Origin of the sequence: Alkaliphilus pronyensis (assembly GCF_009017275.1) — a bacterium.
GTDB lineage: Bacteria > Bacillota > Clostridia > Peptostreptococcales > Natronincolaceae > Alkaliphilus_C > Alkaliphilus_C pronyensis.
The window spans coordinates 1-19373 of the sequence record NZ_WBZC01000041.1; the positions used below are offsets into that span (position 1 = coordinate 1).

General features: G+C 36.0%; 17 protein-coding genes. All 17 read right to left on the reverse strand.

Features of this window, described 5'->3' with window-relative positions; all coding sequences use genetic code 11:
• Nucleotides 1–302: 302 nt before the first annotated feature.
• Entirely contained in the window at nt 303–1781 is a 1479-nt protein-coding gene (lysS, locus tag F8154_RS10880; protein WP_151861648.1) for a lysine--tRNA ligase, read from the reverse strand.
• Nucleotides 1782–1792: 11 nt separating this feature from the next.
• Nucleotides 1793–2269, reverse strand: coding sequence for a transcription elongation factor GreA (gene greA, locus F8154_RS10885; RefSeq protein ID WP_151861649.1), 477 nt, complete (start codon nt 2267–2269; stop codon nt 1793–1795).
• 281 nt (nt 2270–2550) lie between these two features.
• Entirely contained in the window at nt 2551–3480 is a 930-nt protein-coding gene (locus F8154_RS10890) for a quinate 5-dehydrogenase (protein ID WP_151861650.1), read from the reverse strand.
• Nucleotides 3481–3565: 85 nt separating this feature from the next.
• Complete coding sequence (dusB, locus tag F8154_RS10895) at nt 3566–4528, reverse strand: tRNA dihydrouridine synthase DusB (RefSeq protein ID WP_151861651.1); 963 nt, start codon at nt 4526–4528, stop codon at nt 3566–3568.
• 166 nt (nt 4529–4694) lie between these two features.
• The gene (locus F8154_RS15540) at nt 4695–5516 is read right to left on the reverse strand and encodes a methyl-accepting chemotaxis protein (protein ID WP_151861652.1); all 822 of its coding nucleotides are present in this window, start codon (nt 5514–5516) and stop codon (nt 4695–4697) included.
• Between the two features lie 194 nt (nt 5517–5710).
• Nucleotides 5711–6451 carry a 3-oxoacyl-[acyl-carrier-protein] reductase gene (gene fabG, locus F8154_RS10905; RefSeq protein ID WP_151861653.1) on the reverse strand — a complete coding sequence of 247 codons (741 nt, stop codon included), beginning with the start codon at nt 6449–6451 and terminating at the stop codon, nt 5711–5713.
• A 40-nt stretch (nt 6452–6491) separates the two neighbouring features.
• Nucleotides 6492–7775, reverse strand: coding sequence for a GntP family permease (locus tag F8154_RS10910; RefSeq protein WP_151861654.1), 1284 nt, complete (start codon nt 7773–7775; stop codon nt 6492–6494).
• Complete coding sequence (locus F8154_RS10915; protein ID WP_151861655.1) at nt 7776–9347, reverse strand: acyl CoA:acetate/3-ketoacid CoA transferase; 1572 nt, start codon at nt 9345–9347, stop codon at nt 7776–7778.
• A 282-nt stretch (nt 9348–9629) separates the two neighbouring features.
• Nucleotides 9630–11114 (reverse strand): sigma-54 interaction domain-containing protein, encoded by a 1485-nt coding sequence (locus F8154_RS10920; RefSeq protein WP_243141234.1) that lies wholly within the window; start codon nt 11112–11114, stop codon nt 9630–9632.
• A 29-nt stretch (nt 11115–11143) separates the two neighbouring features.
• Nucleotides 11144–12322: an acetyl-CoA C-acetyltransferase gene (locus F8154_RS10925; protein WP_151861656.1), complete on the reverse strand. Its 1179-nt coding sequence runs from the start codon at nt 12320–12322 to the stop codon at nt 11144–11146.
• A 237-nt stretch (nt 12323–12559) separates the two neighbouring features.
• Nucleotides 12560–13348, reverse strand: a complete 789-nt coding sequence (locus F8154_RS10930; RefSeq protein ID WP_151861657.1) for a type III pantothenate kinase — start codon at nt 13346–13348, stop codon at nt 12560–12562.
• A 15-nt stretch (nt 13349–13363) separates the two neighbouring features.
• Nucleotides 13364–13891: an ECF transporter S component gene (locus F8154_RS10935; protein ID WP_207706876.1), complete on the reverse strand. Its 528-nt coding sequence runs from the start codon at nt 13889–13891 to the stop codon at nt 13364–13366.
• Nucleotides 13892–14156: 265 nt separating this feature from the next.
• Entirely contained in the window at nt 14157–15155 is a 999-nt protein-coding gene (locus tag F8154_RS10940; protein WP_151861663.1) for an electron transfer flavoprotein subunit alpha/FixB family protein, read from the reverse strand.
• 27 nt (nt 15156–15182) lie between these two features.
• The gene (locus F8154_RS10945; protein WP_151861659.1) at nt 15183–15965 is read right to left on the reverse strand and encodes an electron transfer flavoprotein subunit beta/FixA family protein; all 783 of its coding nucleotides are present in this window, start codon (nt 15963–15965) and stop codon (nt 15183–15185) included.
• Between the two features lie 13 nt (nt 15966–15978).
• A complete protein-coding gene (locus F8154_RS10950; RefSeq protein WP_151861660.1) occupies nt 15979–17118 on the reverse strand; it encodes an acyl-CoA dehydrogenase in 1140 nt (379 codons plus the stop codon).
• Between the two features lie 32 nt (nt 17119–17150).
• Complete coding sequence (locus tag F8154_RS10955; RefSeq protein WP_151861661.1) at nt 17151–17567, reverse strand: MaoC family dehydratase; 417 nt, start codon at nt 17565–17567, stop codon at nt 17151–17153.
• A gap of 307 nt (nt 17568–17874) precedes the next feature.
• The gene (locus F8154_RS10960) at nt 17875–19053 is read right to left on the reverse strand and encodes an acetyl-CoA C-acetyltransferase (protein WP_151861662.1); all 1179 of its coding nucleotides are present in this window, start codon (nt 19051–19053) and stop codon (nt 17875–17877) included.
• Nucleotides 19054–19373 lie beyond the last annotated feature (320 nt).

Consider the following 19373-nt stretch of genomic DNA (forward strand, 5'->3'; position numbering starts at 1 on the left):
GGCGACTTAAATAATATATCATTTTAGAAATAATTTGTCAACAGTTTTTTTATGTTGATAATTTATCTAGCTTTATCTAGCTCTTATGATATCTAGCTTTTAGTATTTGCTACTAAAGAACAAAAACTAATATATCACAAATTATTTTTTATGTAAAGCTGATAATAAACACATTTTTGGTATTGTTTTACATTACTCTTAATAATAAATACTGCTTTTAGTGGAACAAGAGTACAAGTGGAAAAGTCTACTTTAACTATAATAAAAAGCCATAATCTAGTTATGGCTTTTTAAAGTACATATTATTCTATTGGTTTCATTGTAGGAAATAGGATAATATCTCTGATTGAGGGTGAGTCTGTTAGCAACATTATCATCCTATCAATACCTACGCCTAACCCACCTGTTGGTGGTAAGCCCACTTCTAAAGCATTAATAAAGTCTAAATCCATAGGATGAGCTTCATCATCCCCTGCTTCCCTTTGCTTCAGTTGATCCATAAATCTTTGTTTTTGATCTATGGGATCGTTTAGCTCTGAAAAGGCATTAGCAATTTCCCATGTATTTGCAAAGGCCTCAAATCGGTTTGTGATATGTGGTTTTTCTGGGTTTCTCTTTGCTAAGGGTGAAACCTCAACAGGATGATGGAGTACAAAGGTCGGCTGAATTAAGTCTTTTTCACAGAACTCCTCAAATGCCAAAGCTACAAGATGTCCTTTAGTCATATGGTTCTCAACCTCTAAATGTAGCTTTTCCTTTGCAACCTTTCTTGCTTCCTCGTCGGACTCAATGCTATAAAAGTTAATACCTGTTTTTTCTTCAACTAAATCATGCATTGATTCCCTTTTCCAGGGTGGTTTAAAATCTATTTCTGTTCCTTGAAAATTAACAAGGGTTGTTCCATGTACTTTTTCAGCACAGTAGGCAACTAAATTTTCTGTTATCTCCATCATATCTTCATAATCATGGTAGGCTGCATATAGCTCCATACTGGTGAACTCAGGGTTATGCTTTATGGATATTCCTTCATTCCTAAACATTTTACCCATTTCATATACCTTATCAAAGCCACCAACAATTAATCTTTTTAGATAAAGCTCGTTGGCAATCCTCAGCTGCATATCTAAATCTAAGGTGTTATGGTGGGTTAAGAAGGGCTTTGCAGCAGCACCACCTGCTATAGTGGTTAAAATTGGTGTCTCTACTTCAAGATAACCTCTCTCATCTAAAAACTCTCTTATGGCTTTAATTATTATATTCCTCTTTAAGAAGGTTTCTTTTACTTCTGGATTAACAATTAAGTCAACATATCTTTGCCTATATCTTAAGTCTTGATCCTTTAAGCCATGCCATTTTTCTGGTAAAACTTGAAGAGACTTGGTAAGTAATCGTACAGTTTCAGCCTTTATTGATACTTCACCTTTTTTTGTTTTGAATACCTCTCCAACTACTTCCACAATGTCACCAATATCATAGGCAACAAACAACTGATAGCTTTCAGGACCTATGCGGTCTTCCCTAACATATGCTTGAATTCTACCATCTTTATCTTGTATATTTATAAAGCTTGCCTTACCATGTCCACGCTTTGCCACTATACGCCCTGCTATTGTTACATTTTTACCTTCCATATCTTCAAAATCCTCGATTATAGCTTTACTATAATGAGTTATATGAACCTTTTCTACTTTAAAAGGATCCTTTCCTATGCTTTGAAGATGCTTTAATTTTTCTCTCCTAATTTTAAGAAGTTCATTCAAATTTTGCTCTTCATTAGTCATTTTAATTCCCCCTACTGCCTTCTTATATCCAGTATCTCATACTTTGTTATTCCATCTGGGATTTGTACTTCAACAACGTCTCCAACCTTTTTTCCTAAAAGAGCTCTACCAACTGGAGATTCATTAGATATTTTTAACTCATAGGGATCTGCTTCTGCTGACCCTACTATCATATATTCAACCTCTTCATCAAATTCGATGTCCTTTACCTGAACTATAGAGCCTATGCTAACAACATCAATTGAGATATCATCCTCATCTATAACTCTTGCCTTTTTCAACATTGTCTCTAGCTTTGCAATTCTCTCTTCAACTTGAGCCTGTTCATTCTTTGCTTCATCGTATTCAGAGTTTTCGCTGATATCTCCAAAAGCAATTGCTTGTTTAATTCTTTCAGCTACTTCCCTTCTTCTTACGGCCTTTAAATGCTCTAATTCATCTTCAATCTTCTTTAAGCCATTTACGGTTAATACAACTTCTTTATCCATAGCTTTGACCCCTCTCCTTAGACCTAATTTAATGATAATACTGTTTAATATTGTTTCTTAAATGATATGTTATATATATGTAATGATGTTAGATAATATATGCCCTTGTAGTGATTTTATTCTATTAATATTATGGTAATTTATCCTTAAACTGCTTATATAACATAAGAAGCACTGATTCTGGCAGTGCTTACCAATTCAATAATATTGTAGATATTATAAGACAGGCAAAATGAAATGTCAAGTCTAATAATTGCTTTTGTATGTTACATTCTCCTTAATTATTGATTAATTATTTTACGCTGTAGGTTTAGGTTCTCTATTCTAGGCTGAAGGTTTAGCTCCTTTAAAATCTTTTCATATTGATTTAAATCCCCTACTCTATTTGTAGCCTTTAATAAAACTAAAAGTAATGCTTCTATTACATTTGTTCCATAGGATCTTCCCCCTAAATTAGGTGTTGTTGTAACTAGTAGCTGTACCCCTCTAGCTTTAAGCTCTAAAATATCATCCTCAGTTACAGTATTTGTAATTATTGTTTTTCCCCACAAGCTAGAAGGCATGTGTTGTTTTATGTAGTGAAAATCACCTGCAATTACCTGTACCATGTCATAATATTTGCTTTTTTTATTAATAACCGAATGATTTTGCTTTCCACCTATTGGATAAAGCATTTTAATTGGTAAGCTACAGGCAATAGGAGCTATAAAAAAAGCAACCTTCCTAAGTGCCTCTAGTGAGTAAATGGGTATATTAATACCTATGGAGAATATTAAATCACCTATTATTAATTTTCCCCCTGCTTCTTCTATTGCCTCTGCCATACCGAACCTATCCATAGCCGATGGTACAAGAATGCTGCATTTAGTAAAATCAATTATAGAATTCTCCTTTAAATATCCTATGACATTTCTTTCTAATGTATTTTTTAATCCAGAGCCATCAACTATAGGTGTTTTTTTTGCTGCATCTCTTAATTTGCATGCATCTTTAATGGTGTATCTTCTTTTTCCAGCCCACAGATAAAGGTCAATTCCACCCATTCCAAAGGCATCAACCTTCCCATCCAGCTTTTTTACTAATGAAACTGCTTTTGACAAACTCCCATCGGTTCCTATTCTTTCAATAATAAACTTCTCCCCTAAAAGCTCTATTTCTGTATGGTGGTCTCTTTTAGAGCTGCCTATACTTATACTAACAATGTGCTTCAATATATCTCCTCCCAGCTAGGTTGTTATATTAGTATTATTTACCTTTTTATAAGTCCTATACTGGGGGCTAGTAAGCTCTTTTCTATTAAACCTTATGTAAATAGTCCAATAGTGTATTGACCATTTCTTTGCTACTATTTATATGGTTTATTTTGCTCCTTAGTTGAGCACTATTTTTAAAGCCCTTCATATACCAAGCAGTATGTTTTCTCATCTCTCTTATTCCTATATACTCTCCCTTTTCTTCTACAACTAAATGCATATGCTTTAGTACTACATCAATGCGTTCCTTTAAAGTAGCTTCTGGTAGTATTTCACCAGTGTTGATATAATGATTAATTCTTTTAAATATCCATGGATTCCCTTGAGCCCCACGTCCAATCATTATTCCATCACATTTGCTAAAGTTAAATAGCTGTATTGCATCTTCTACACTAAATACATCTCCATTACCTATTACAGGTACTACTACTGCTTCCTTTACTTCCTTTATTATACTCCAGTCTGCTTTTCCAGTATAAAATTCCTCCCTAGTTCTACCATGAATAGCTATTGCTGAGGCACCGTTATCCTCTAATATTTTTGCCATTTCTACTGCATTTATATTGTCATCATCCCAGCCCTTGCGGATTTTAACGGTAACGGGCTTTATTGATTCCTTAACTACACTCTTTACAATTTCCCCTGCTAGCTTAGGAGCTTTCATTAATGCACTTCCGTCTCCATTTTTTACTATTTTAGGGGCTGGGCACCCCATATTAATATCTAGTATAAGATTATCTCTGTCGTTTAGAATATAGGCTGCTCTAGCCATTATTTCAGGCTGGGAGCCAAATATTTGTATGGCAACTGGCTTTTCTTCATTTTTAATTCGAAGTAACTCTTCTGTCTTTTTGTCACCATAGTACAATCCCCTCGAGCTAACCATCTCAGTATATACCATTCCACAGCCTAATTCTTTACATATTAGCCTAAAGGGAAGGTCAGTTACCCCAGCCATGGGAGCTAAAAAAATATTACTCTTTACTTCTGCATTTCCAATTTTCATTTTGTCACCTCTGCCTGCATTATCATATTTATTATTGGTTTTATCTAATATTTTATCATAGATAACAAATACTTTTATATTATTAATTAAAGTAAAAAAATTGAGTCAAAAACCTGACTCAATAAATATTTAATTATACCCTTAAAGCTGATTTTACTATTTAAGCTTATTTAACTATGTTTTCTGCTTCAGCTCTCATTTTCTCAATTAAACCATACAATAGCTGAATTCCTTCTCTAATTTGCTCTATAGAGCTTACTTGAGCCTTTGCAGCATCCTCTACACTTGTTGCCTTCTCATCCATCCATTGGCTGTTATTTTTTAAGCCCTTTACTATAGAATCTATTTTATCTGTTGATTCCTTTGTTGATAACGCTAGCTTTCTTATTTCACCTGCAACTACATTAAAGCCCCTTCCTAATTCTCCAAGCCTTGCTGCTTCAATAGAAGCATTTAACCCCAGCAGATTAGTTTGATCGGATATTTTTTTTATCATCAATGTTATATTTTGACTGGCATCTGTATCGCTTTTTACCTTTTCAACAGCCTCTACTAAACCAACCCCAGCACTCATCAACTGCTGTGATTGAGCTTCAATCTCCTGTGTAGATGCTTGTAGCTGTGTTATCTCATTATGTAAAGTTTCAGCCATCCCCAGCAATAGACTTTGCTGTTCAATAGATTCAAGAAAGCAGACACCACCAATAATTCTACCCTCTTCTTCAATGGGTATTGCTATTGCTATATAGGGAAAACCAAAAAGCTCCTTTCCCATATTCCTAACCACTCTTTTTTTCAACTTCATAGCCTGATAAATTGCAGCTCCTTCCTTCACCTTATCTCCTGGCTTTACAGGAAAGCTTAGCTTTTCTCCTGAGCAATAGGCTATGTAGTTTTCAGTATCGCATATGGCCACTGCCATATCTCTTCCATGAAGCTGATTCATTAATGGTGCAACTTTGATAAAGGCGTCTAAGGTTTTTAGCATTGCTTAATCCTCCCTATTTCCTAATAGTTTATCATCTTTTGCTTCAGCTAAAAGATTAGTTTAAATACCTTAATAAATGACAGAAAAAAGCTAAAGAAAAATGTTATAATTATGTACATTTTCCTTTAGCCTATATACCTTTGCTGTAGTTGTAATCTAATTATACATTCTTAACTGTAGATAAATATAACAACTTATAGCACAACTCCTCCATCAACACTTAAAACTGTTCCTGTAACAAACTTTGCTTCATCTGATGCTAGATAAACAAACGCATTAGCAATGTCTGCCGGCTCACCTAGTATGCCTAATGGAGACTTAGCCTTCATAGCATCAAGAATTTTTTCTGGCATTTTTGCTGTCATTTCTGTTACTATAAAGCCTGGAGCTACTGCATTTACTCTAACTCCTTTTCTTCCTAATTCCTTTGCCCATGTTTTTGTCATTCCAATTACACCAAACTTAGTGGCTGCATAATTGGTTTGGCCAAAGTTTCCATATATACCAACAACTGATGATACATTTATTATTACTCCACTTTTTTGCTCTGCCATTACTTTAGCAGCCCCTTGACCACAGTTATATACGCCCTTTAGGTTTACTGCTATAACCTTATCAAACTGCTCTTCAGTCATTTTCATTAATTGTGCATCGGCAGTAATACCAGCGTTATTTACTAATATATCTATAGCCCCAAAGTGATCCTTAATTTTATCCATTGCAGAGTTAACCTCTTCAGCTACTGACACATCGGCAGTTACCCCTAATACCTCTTTACCTGCATCCTTAAGCTCATTTACAACAGCTTCAACTTCTTCATTTGTTCTACCCCATACTACAACCTTTGCACCCTCTTCTGCAAACTTAATAATTGATGCTTTGCCGATTCCTGAGGTTGATCCAGTAACCACCGCTACCTTATCCTTTAATCTCATTGTAACTCCTCCTTTTTAAATAATTATATCATTTTACCTTTTATACTACACCCATGCTTGCTAGTATTATAGCAACTATTACTGCTAAAACTGGAATTACAGTTGCTACTACAAAAATGTGTAGATATGATTTTTTATGGGTCATACCTGTTATAGCCAATAGAGTTAATACAGCACCATTATGTGGTAATGAGTCTAAGCCACCACAAGCAAGGGAAGCTACTCTATGGAAAACTGCCGGATCCATTCCTGATGATAAAGCCAACTGGTAATATTTTTCTCCTAAGGCTGCCAATGCAATACCTAATCCCCCTGAAGCAGAGCCTGTAGCACCTGCCAATAGGTTAACTGCAATAGCTTCAGAGATTAACGGATTTCCTTCTATTCCTAGAACGAAGTCTGTTAAGGTTGTAAAGCCTGGTACTGCTCTAACAACTGCACCAAAGCCAACTGCAGCACTTGTATTTATTATAGCTATAACGGAACCTGCAGCACCTTTGTTTATTGCTTCTGTAAACTTTGGTAACATTTTATAGTTTAATGCCATTATTAGTATAATTCCTGATAACAATGCTGGTATAACATTCCACTCAAGAAAGTTCAATGTTACAATAACACTAACTAAAGGTAAAAACGAAACAAATGGATTTGGTAGGCTATCTTCATTAACTTCCTCTATATTTTCCTCTGGCTCAATAAATCCATCTCCATTAGCCGTTAGCTTTCTTTCTGTCCATACCAAGTACATATAGCCTCCAGCCGCCATAATTAGTCCTGCTATTAAACCAATTATTGGGGCAGCAGTCGGTGTTGTTCTAAAATATTCCATCGGTATAAGGTTTTGAATTTGAGGTGTTCCTGGAAACGCTGTCATTGTAAAGGTAAAGGAGCCTAAAGCAATAGCTGCAGGAATAAGCTTTCTAGATATATTAGCTTCCCTAAAAAGTGCAACAGCTAGAGGATATATAGCAAATACAACTACAAATAAAGACACTCCTCCATAGGTTAGTACACCACAGCCAGCCACTACTCCAAGTATAGCTCTTTTGGGTCCAATAAGCTTTGTTATGAACTTTGCAACAGATTTAGCAGCTCCAGTATCCTCCATTAGTTTACCAAATATAGCACCTAACATGAATACTGGGAACCATGATTTTGCAAATGCAACAAATCCACCCATATAGCTTTCTGTGTAGTTAGGTAGAAGCTCTACACCGCCAAAAAGAGCCACAACAGTAGCACAAATTGGAGCTATCCATATAATTGACCATCCTCTGTAAGCTAAATACATTAATAATAAAAGACCTATAACAATACCTAACATTTAATTCCCCTCCACGTTATTTAGTATTAATCCCATTTTTTCTTCTCTGAATATTCTTTCATCCATAAGCTTTAACTCAGTAGAAATTTTTGGCTCAAACTCCATTTGATCAATAATATCCTTTTTAACGTCTATCCCTGGGGCTACTTCTGTTAGTGTTATGCCATCATTATCAAGATGGAATACTGCTCTTTCGGTTATATATATAACTGGTTGCTTTGAGTCTTGAGCATACTCTCCACTAAAGGTTATTTGCTCTACCTCAGTTATAAATTTCTTTGCTTTACCCTCAGTTAAAATAACTAGCTTTCCATCTTGAATTTCTGTCTCTAGTCCTCTTGCTGTAAATGTTCCACAGAATATTACCTTCTTTGCATTTTGAGTAATGTTTATGAAGCCACCTGCACCTGCAATCTTCGGTCCAAACTTACTTACATTAATGTTTCCTTTTTTATCACATTGTGCTAAGCCTAAGAATGCTACATCAAGTCCGCCACCATCATAAAAATCAAATTGATAGGGTTGATCAATTATAGCCTCTGGATTAGTTGCAGCACCAAAGCTTAACCCACCTGCTGGTATGCCTCCTATAGGGCCAGGTTCAACAGTTAAAACCATAGTGTCTCCAACCCCTTCTTCATTTGCCACCAGTGCCACACCTTCTGGCATTCCAATTCCTAAATTAACAATTGCATTTGGAACCAGCTCCATTGCAGCTCGTCTAGCTATTATCTTTCTTTCATCAAGCTCCAGTGGTTTCACTGAGGTAACAGGAATCCTAATAGACCCAGTATAGCTTGGGTTAAATTCTTCTGCAAAGGTTTGCATGTGATTCTTAATGTCTTGTACCTCTACTATGGAGTCTACATATATGCCAGGTACCTTTATAAGCTTAGGATCCAGTGTTCCTGCTTTAACTACCTTTTCAACCTGAACAATTACTTTACCTCCTGAATTTTTACATGCCTGTGCTATAGAAAGCACCTCTAAAGAACCCACTTCTCTTTCCATGCTTACGTTTCCTTTTTCGTCTGCATAGGTTCCACGAATGAAGGCAAAATCAATTGGAAAAGCCTTGTAGAATAAATAGTCGTTATTATTAATTTCCATGTTTTCAACTACATTATCAGTTGTCTTAGAGTTTAATTTACCACCTTCAACCCTTGGGTCAACAAAGGTTTTTAAACCAACCTTAGTTATAGTTCCTGGCTTGTTTGCAGCAATATCTCTAAATAGGTGAGATATTACACCTTGGGGCAAGTTATATGCCTCTATCTTGTTATCAAGAGCAAGCTTCTGAATCTTTGGTACCAAGCCCCAATGTCCTCCTATTACCCTTTTAAGAAGCCCTTCATGTCCCAGATGATTCAAACCTCGCTCTTTACCATCACCCTGTCCAGCTGCATAGACTAAAGTTAAATTTCTTGGCTCTCCTGTTTCTTGAAAACGTTTTTCTAAAGCAATCTCTAATTCCTCTGGAACAGCATTACCAACAAAGCCTGCGGTTGCTAAGGTAGAGTTTGACTTTATCAGTTTTACTGCTTCAGATGCTGTTATAAATTTTACTGCCAATAAAAAAACCTCCTTTCATTTTTAATTGATAATATATATTGCAACCTTTATGCCAAAATAATAGAGGCTTGAATTTTACACAAATATTATCAATTTAGAATAAAAATGAGGTCTAGAATACTATTAAGATGTATAAATGTTCAGATATTAAACATTTTTTAATTAGTTTTTGGGTATTTTGACTGGTTAATATTTTGACTATTCTGATTTTTTAACGTGTAAGGTGCTATAATACTGATACATCGAAGGAGTTGTCCATTTTTTGAACAGTGTTCATTTTAATTACACTTCGATGTCGTATCTCTTCATTTTCTCATACAGACTAGTACGACTTATGCCCAATAGCTTTGCAGCTTTATATTTATTATTATCTGTTTCTTCTAAGGTTCTTACAATTGATTTTTTTTCTACATCTTCTATTATTTCCTTTAGGCTGCCTAGCTTTTCACTTTTTTCCTCACTATTATTGGCTACTTCCTTTCTTATATAATAGGGTAAATGGTCTATCAATATGGTGGCTTCTTTATCTATAAAATTAATAGCCCTTTCAATTATATTAGCTAGCTCCCGTATATTACCTGGCCAGTTGTATCTAACAAGAGCATCCATTGCTTTTGGAGAAATAGAAGTTACATGAAATTTCATTTCTTTAGCCAGCTTTTTCATTAAATAGTTGGCAAGCAATGGTATATCGTCTTTTCTCTCCCTTAATGGTGGAATTTGAATATTAACAACATTTAACCTGTAGTATAAGTCCTCTCGAAAAAGCTTCTTTTTCACCATGTCTGAAAGATCTCTATTGGTGGCTGCAATAATTCTCACGTCTATACTTGTGGGCTTTAAACCACCTATTTTTTCAACTTCCCTTTCTTGTATAACCCTAAGAATTTTAACCTGCATATTTAGAGGCAAATCCCCTATTTCATCTAAAAATATTGTGCTTTTGTTAGCCATCTCGAACTTACCTGGCTTACCACCTTTTTTGGCACCAGTAAAGGCTCCTTGTTCATAACCAAATAGCTCAGATTCCAGTAATTCTGAAGGTATAGCCCCACAATTTATTTTAACTAATGGGTAATCACCTCTTTTACTGGCATTATGTATAGCATGGGCAAATAGCTCCTTACCTGTACCGCTTTCTCCCAATAATAATATATTGGACTTAGAGTCTGAAACTTTTTGTGCTAACCCCTTAGCTATTTGAATCTTGCCACTATTTCCCACAATACTTTTAAAGGTATAGTTTCCTCCAGTTACCTTCTTTAGCTCCTCTTTATAATAAGCTATTTGACTTTCCATCTTCATTATTTTACTTACGTATGCATCTAGCTCCAGCATATCTTTAAATATTACTGTACCTACAGCACCTATTATTTTCCCCTCTTGAAAAATAGGAATTCTATCAGCAATCATATTGTTGCCCTTAATCTTTTGTATGTCTCCTATCTCTCTATTACCCGTCTTAACAACAATGTGCATTCTTGTGTTTTCAATAATTTCAGTTACATGTTTTCCAATAGCTTCCTCTTGTGAAATCCCTAAAAATTCACAGTAGGGCTTATTTACCATAGCTATGTAACCCTGTGCATCCACTACTACAACCCAGTTGTATACATTATCAAATATATATTGATACAGACTAAGTAGTGAGTCCTTACCCTCGAAAGGCTTCCAGCCCTTTTTTTCATAGAGCCTATTAAATGCAAGGTATTTTTCCTTTATATTATTAGAAATAAGTAAACACCTCCCACTATACAAATGCAGCAAAACACCATTTGGTGTTTTGCTGTAATTTCTTATCTTTTAACAACTACTGTCGTTCCCATTCCTCCACCAATACACAATGTTGCTAATCCATAGGTAGATTCTCTTCTTTTCATTTCATGTAATAGGGTTATTAAAATTCTTGCACCACTGGCACCAACAGGATGTCCTAGGGCTATTGCTCCACCATTTACATTAACCTTTTCAATATCCCAATCCAATTCCTTACCAACAGATAATGCTTGTGCAGCAAATGCTTCATTAGCCTCTATTAAATCCATATCCTTTATTGTTAGTCCTAGCTTAGCAAGTGCTTTTTGACTTGCTGGTACAGGTCCAATTCCCATAATTGAAGGATCAACGCCAGCATTTGCATATGAAGCCAATGTAGCAAGAGGCTTTATTCCTAACTCATCTGCCTTTTCCTTAGACATAATTACTAGAGCTGCAGCTCCGTCATTAATACCTGATGCGTTACCTGCTGTAACGGTTCCGTCCTTTTTAAAGGCAGGTCTTAGCTTTCCTAGCTTTTCTGAGGTAACTCCAGCTTTAGGATACTCGTCGGTATCAACTACTATAGGATCACCTTTTCTTTGCGGTATAATTACTGGAACTATTTCTTCTTTAAATTTTCCTTCCTGCATTGCCTTTTCTGCTCTGTTTTGGCTTAGAGCTGCATAAGCGTCCTGTTCCTCTTTAGTTATTTCATACTTCTCGGCAAGATTCTCAGCAGTAACTCCCATATGGTATTGATTAAAGGCATCGGTTAAGGCATCGGCTATCATTGAATCCTCCATTTGCTGGTGACCCATTTTAAACCCCCAACGAGCCTTAGGTAGTAAGTATGGAGCCTGACTCATGTTTTCTGTACCACCTACTACTACTATTTCATTATCTCCAGCTATAATTGCTTGTGCAGCTAATGAAACAGTTCTCAGTCCCGAACCACAGAGCATATTAATTGTTGTAGCAGGTACTTCATTGGGTATTCCTGCCTTAATAGAGGCCTGTCTTGCAACCCCTTGTCCTAGGCCTGCCTGTAGGATACAACCCATATAAACCTCGTCTACCTGATCCCCTTGTATTCCAGCCCTTGCTAAAGCTTCTTTAATAGCTATGGCTCCTAGCTCAACAGCTGAAACGCTTGACAATGCCCCCCCAAAGCTACCAATGGGTGTTCTAACAGCACTTGTGATAACGATTTCCTTCATTATTTATTCCTCCTCATTATTATTTTGCTACATGCTAATATTAATTGCAAGAAATATACCATATACAGAATTTTTAGAGGATTATATTTAAGATATTAATAACTATATTCTATCATAGCCTTTAAATCTGTTACAGATATATTTTTAATTTTCTTACAAATAGAGGAAAGTAATCTTCAATTAAAAAAGAGCCAGATAACTGACTCAATTATTTTATATTGACCTATTTTGTTGTGTTTATACAGTCTTACTTCTTTCTTCTTTATTTCTATTGTAAATAATCCTTAAGCCATCAAGAGTTAGTAGCTTATCTACAATATGGATATAGTTTGCTTCACTGGCAATTAAGCTGGATAATCCGCCGGTAGCTACAACTTTTACATTTTTACCACCTAGCTCTTGTATCATTTTTTTAACTATATACTCAACTAAACCAACATAACCGTATATTATTCCGGATTGAATACTATTGTTGGTATTTTTACAAATCACTTTACCAGGCTTTATAAGCTCTACCCTCGGTAGCTTTGCTGCCCTTTGAAACAAAGCATCACTGGATATTTTAATTCCAGGTGAAATTGTACCTCCTAAATAATCACCATTTTGAGAAACTGCACAAAAAGTGGTTGCTGTGCCAAAGTCAACTATTATAAGTGGTCCACCATATTTCTCAAAGGCAGCTACAGCGTTAACTATTCTGTCTGCACCCACCTGCTTGGGATTATCATATCTAATGTTCATACCAGTTTTTACTCCTGGACCTACAATCAGCGGCTCAATGTTTAATAGCTTTCTAATGGCATGCTCCAGAGAATACATAATATTTGGAACAACCGATGAAATGATTACATCCTTAACTAATTTTAGATCTATATTGCTATACTGAAAAAAGTAATGTATCATCATGCTATATTCATCTGAGGTTTTATCTTTATCGGTTGCTATTCTCCATGAATCTATTAACTCATCTGATTTATATACACCTATAACAATATTTGTATTACCAACATCAAATACTAAAATCATTTCTACACCTTCTTATCATCTGTTAATTATATTATCTCCCTTTGCTTTTTTTATAAGCCTTACAACCGTATAAACTATAATTGCAGATACAATTACTTCTGCTGTTCCATTAACGCTGGCTACTCCTAAAACAACTGACAATGGTAGGTAGCCTAATAGGTATATCATAGTCAGGACACCTACTGTATTTGTGGCTGTTCCTATAACCGCTGCTGCTATTGTACTTTTGGTAAGACGAAAGGTCCAATAGGTTGTTAATCCGATAAACAGCCTTGGTAAAATTGATACTAATGGATCACCCATAAAAGCTGGTGTTGCCCTCACAAAGCTTGTTATACCGAAAATTAGCCCAACAAACACTCCTATTTCTGGCCCTGCGATAATGGCTGCAATTATAACTGGGATATGCATTGTAGTGGCACTCAACCCTGCAAAAAAGGGCAAAGGTATATAGCCTAAAAATGGTGTGACACTTAATACAACAGATAATGCACTCAACATCCCTGCTACTGCCAATTTTTTAGTAGTAATTCTTTTTTCCATTTTTACACCTCCGTTCCAGCTCATTTAAGATGCTGGTCTATTAATAGAAAACAATCAATAAAAGTCTGACTCTAATGATGTCAGCTAATTTTACCGTAACCATTCTAACAGTTTATTAACCATTATGCAACTATTATATTTTTTAAAAGGCATAATATGTTTAATATTTGTTATATATAGGTTATATATCTATATTATGCAAATTTTGTGCCATATTTAAGTTATAGAAAAACCCCTCATAAATGAGAGGTTTTTATTATTGAATCTATTTATTATCCTTCAAGGTTTTTAGCTCTTCAATAAGGGCAGGTATCACCTTATTAACATCACCAACTACACCTACATCAGCAACCTCAAAAATAGGTGCTTCGGGGTTTTTATTTATGGCAATAATAAATTCAGACTCCTCCATGCCAGCTACGTGTTGTATTGCTCCTGATATTCCACACGCAAAATATACTTCAGGTCTTACAGTTTTACCTGTTTGGCCAACCTGGTAATCTCTATCTAGCCAACCTGCATCTACAACTGCCCTAGACCCAGATACCAAGCCTCCTAGTTCCGTTGCTAGTAGTTTAAGGCTTTCAAAGCCTTCAGCCTTACCTAATCCTCTTCCGCCTGATATTAATACTCCAGCCTCTTCTATTTTAACCTTTTGCTTTTTCTCTTTAACTATTTCTAAAATCTCAATATTAATGTCGTCATTGGACAATTTGGGTTTAACCTTTACTATTTCACCTTTCCTTGTGGTGTCCATCTCCATTTCCACCATTACCCCTGGTCTAACCGTTGACATCTGTGGTCGGTGGTCTGGACAAATGATGGTTGCCATAATATTCCCACCAAATGCAGGTCTTGTCATTAGTAAACTCTTGGTTTCTTCATCTATTTCTAATGAAGTGCAATCTGCCGTTAGTCCAGTATAAACTCTTGCCGACACCCTCGGTGCAAGATCTCTACCTATGGAGGAGGCTCCTATTAATACTATATCAGGGTTTTTCTCCTCAATCAGCTCTGACATAACCTTTGTGTAGGGCTCTGTCATATAGATTTTAAGCAGTGGATCCTCGGCTATTATTACCTCATCAGCTCCGCAATATATTAACTCCTGAGCCTTTGAGGCTACATTGTCACCCATTATTAATGCCGTTACCTTTGTTTCTAGCTGATCCGCCAGCTGTCTGCCTTTTCCCAAAAGCTCTAAAGATACTTTTTGAACTTCTCCGTCTCTTTGTTCAATAAAGACCCATACACCTTTGTCCATATTCTTATTCAAAGGAACTCCTCCTATCTAAATAATATATTTTTCTCTTAACTTATCTACAATTATCTTTGCTGCTTCCTTAGCCTCAACATTATATTGTTTACCAGCTGACTTCGCACCCTTTGTAAAGGATTTTTTTACTTTAGTTGGAGAGCCTGACAAGCCTAGATTATTATGATCAACCTCTATATCCTTAAGGCTCCATACCTCTACCTCTTTCTCACGATAAGAGTCAAATATTCCTCCAACACTCATATACCTTGCCTCATTCATTTCCTTCAGGGTTGTAATTAAGCAGGGTGTTTTAACTTTAATTAAATGGTATCCATCCTCAAAGACTCTTTTTAATATAAGGTCTTCACCATCTACACTCAAGTTCTCAACATATGATACTTGTGGAAGCTTTAAGTGTTCGGCAATTTGGGGTCCTACCTGTGCAGTATCCCCGTCAATTGCTTGTCTTCCTGCAATAATTAGGTCATAGCCAAGCTTATTAATAGCTGCTGCAAGGGTACATGATGTTGCCCAAGTGTCAGAGCCTGCAAATGCCCTGTCTGTCAGTAAAATAGCTTTATCCGCCCCCATTGCAAGGGCTTCTCTAAGGGCAACATCTGCCTGCGGAGGCCCCATTGTCAGTACAGTAACATGAGCATTTTTTTCATCTTTAAGCTTTAAAGCAGCCTCTAAGCCACTTTTATCATCTGGATTAATTATACTTGGTACTCCTTCACGGATAAGGGTACCTGTTTTAGGATCTAAACGAACCTCTGTTGTGTCTGGTACCTGTTTAATACAAACTATAATTCTCATTCTAAAACCCTCCCTATTTCAATAAATTAGCTGCTATTACCATTTTTTGTACTTCAGATGTACCTTCATATATTTCGGTAATCTTGGCATCCCTCATCATTCTTTCAACTGGATATTCACGGGTATATCCGTATCCTCCATGTAGCTGAACTGCCTTTGTAGTAACCTCCATTGCAGTTTCAGCTGCATATAGCTTTGCCATTGCTGCTTCACGTGAGTAGGGCAATTTATTTTCTTTTAGGAAGGCGGCTTTATAAACCAACATTCTAGCTGCCTCAATTTTAGTCTCCATTTCAGCAAGCTGGAACTGTGTATTTTGGAAATATGATATTGGTTTTCCAAACTGTCTACGTTCCTTCACATAGTTTACTGTTTCATCAAGTGCACCTTGTGCTATGCCTAATGCCTGAGCAGCTATACCAATTCTGCCTCCATCTAAGGTTTTCATGGCTATAGAAAATCCTTTGCCTTCTTTACCTAGCATATTTTCCTGTGGTATTTTACAATTCTCGAATATTAATTCACAGGTGGATGAGCCTCTAATGCCCATTTTTGCTTCCTTTTTTCCTATAGTAAAGCCAGGTGTTTCTGCTTCAACTATAAAGGCTGAAATACCTCTAGTTCCTTGACTTTTATCAGTCATCGCCATAATTATATATATATCTGCCACACCAGCATTTGTTATAAAGATTTTCGAACCATTAATAATATAGTGATCTCCTTCTTTAACGGCTACAGTCTGTTGTGCAGATGCATCAGTTCCTGCATTGGCTTCTGTAAGGGCGAAGGCCCCTAGCTTTTCACCCTTTGCTAAGGGAATAAGATATTTTTCCTTTTGTTCCGTTGTACCAAATTCATAAATTGGTGCTGCACAAAGGGATGTATGGGCTGATACAATTACCCCAGTAGTAGCGCAGGCTTTAGATAAGGTTTCTACAGCTAAGGCATAGGATAAAATATCCCCTCCTGCCCCTCCATATTTTTTGGGAAAAGGAATACCCATAAAACCGTATTTATTTAATTTTTCTAAGGTTTTAACTGGAAATTCTTCAGTCTCGTCAACCTCCTCAGCTAAAGGCTTAACTTCTTTTTCTGTGAACTCATTATAAAGCTTTAGTAGCATTTCATGTTCCTTTAATAGATTAAAATTCATTATTCAGCCTCCAATCATTTAATGATACATTGTTATTTTGGTGGTAATACTGTTGCCACTCCCGAAAGAACAACTTCATTGTTTTGGTTTTTACATTGTGTGTTTAATTTAACACGATTCTTTTCTTCATTTATTTCTATAACCTCAACCTCAGCAGTTATAGTATCTAGGAATTTAACTGGAGCAGTAAATTTAAGGTCTTGACCTAGATAAATTGTACCAGGTCCTGGCAGTTGGTTCCCCAAAACTGCAGAAATAAGCCCTGCCGTCAGCATACCATGTACAATTCTTCCCTTAAATATGCTTTCTTTAGCATATACCTCATTAATATGTGCAGGATTAAGATCTCCAGTTATTCCTGCATACATATAAACATCGGTTTCTGTTATTGTTTTTTGGAATGAAGCTTTATCTCCAATTTTTATTTGATGGATTGTTTTACCCTTCATAAGAAGCCTCCTTTTATTTGTTTGTCATAATTAGTCGCAAGATATATGCCAACTTAGACTTATATTGATATTTATTTAACTAATTTTTTTAGTATTTTTAGGTATTCACTGAATTTATCATGCTAAAACCAGTATAATTACTATTTTGCTATAGTTTGTTTGTTAATATTTTAACTTTATTTTTGTCAGCAATATAAAAAAACCCCATTTTGTGTTCATTTATTGTACACTAAGTGGGGGGTAACAATAGAATAATTGGATTATAAATTATGTATTTTTTTTGGACACTGTTTAAATTCTTGACACTTTATCTTTTAATTATTAGTGATGTACCCATTCCACCACCTATGCAAAGGGTGGCAAGACCATATTTCGAGTCACGCTTTTGCATTTCATGAATAAGGGTCACTAGTATTCTTGCACCACTAGCACCAATAGGATGCCCTAATGCGATTGCTCCACCGTTAACATTAACCCTACTAGAGTCCCAGTTAAGCTCCCTTCCAACTGCCAGTGACTGGGCAGCGAAAGCTTCGTTAGCCTCTATAAGGTCCATATCATCTATTGTCAATTTTGCCTTTGTAAGTGCCTTTTCAGTTGAGGTAACTGGCCCTATTCCCATAATTGAAGGATCTACACCTGAGTTACCGTAGGCTACTATTGATGCAATAGGTTTAATTCCCAAGCTATCTGCCTTTTCTTTAGTCATTATAACTAGAGCCGCAGCACCATCGTTAATTCCTGATGCATTTCCTGCTGTTACTGTTCCGTCTTTTTTAAAGGCAGGACGTAGCTTCGCCAACTTTTCAGCAGTTACTCCTGACTTCGGGTATTCATCTTGATCTACAACAACTGGGTCACCTTTTCTTTGAGGTATTTCAACTGGTACAATTTCCTCCTTAAATCTACCTTCTGATATAGCCTTTTCTGCCTTCTGCTGACTATTTGAAGCAAAGCTATCCTGCTCTTCCCTTGTAATATTAAACTGCTCTGCCAAATTTTCGGCAGTAATGCCCATATGATATTGATTAAAGGCATCTGTAAGCCCGTCTGCTATCATAGAATCATGTAGTTGATCATGGCCCATACGTAGTCCCCATCGGGCTTTAGAAAGAATATATGGTGCTTGACTCATATTTTCTGTTCCACCTACTACAACAACCTCATTATCACCAGCTATTATGGTTTGTGCTCCTAAGGAAACAGTTCTTAGACCAGAACCACATAGCATATTAATTGTGGTTGCAGGAACCTCTATTGGTATACCAGCTTTGACTGCCGCCTGTCTTGCTACACCTTGTCCTAGCCCTGCCTGGAGGATACAGCCCATATATACTTCGTCTACTTCTTTAGCCTCAATTTTAGCTCTATTAAGAGCCTCTTTAATTGCAATAGCACCCAGTTCCACTGCAGAAACACTTGCTAAGGCTCCACCATAGCTTCCGATTGGGGTTCTAACAGCACTCACAATTACAATTTCCTTCATTTAAAAACCTCCTCATAGCTTTTTATTGGAAAATGCAAAAATCATACCATATTTCTTGTCTTTGTTTTTCTCAACTCTTAACTCTTAACTCTTAATTTTTAATTTTAATCTTCAATTTTTCTTTGTCTTTATTTTTCTTAACTCTTAACTCTTAACTCTTAACTCTCAACTCTTAACTCTCAACTCTTAACTCTCAACTCTTAACTCTTAATTCTTAACTCTTAACTCTTAACTCTTAACTCTTAACTCTTAACTCTTAACTCTTAACTCTTAACTCTTAACTCTTAACTCTTAATTTGTATTTTTTAATTTGTAATTTT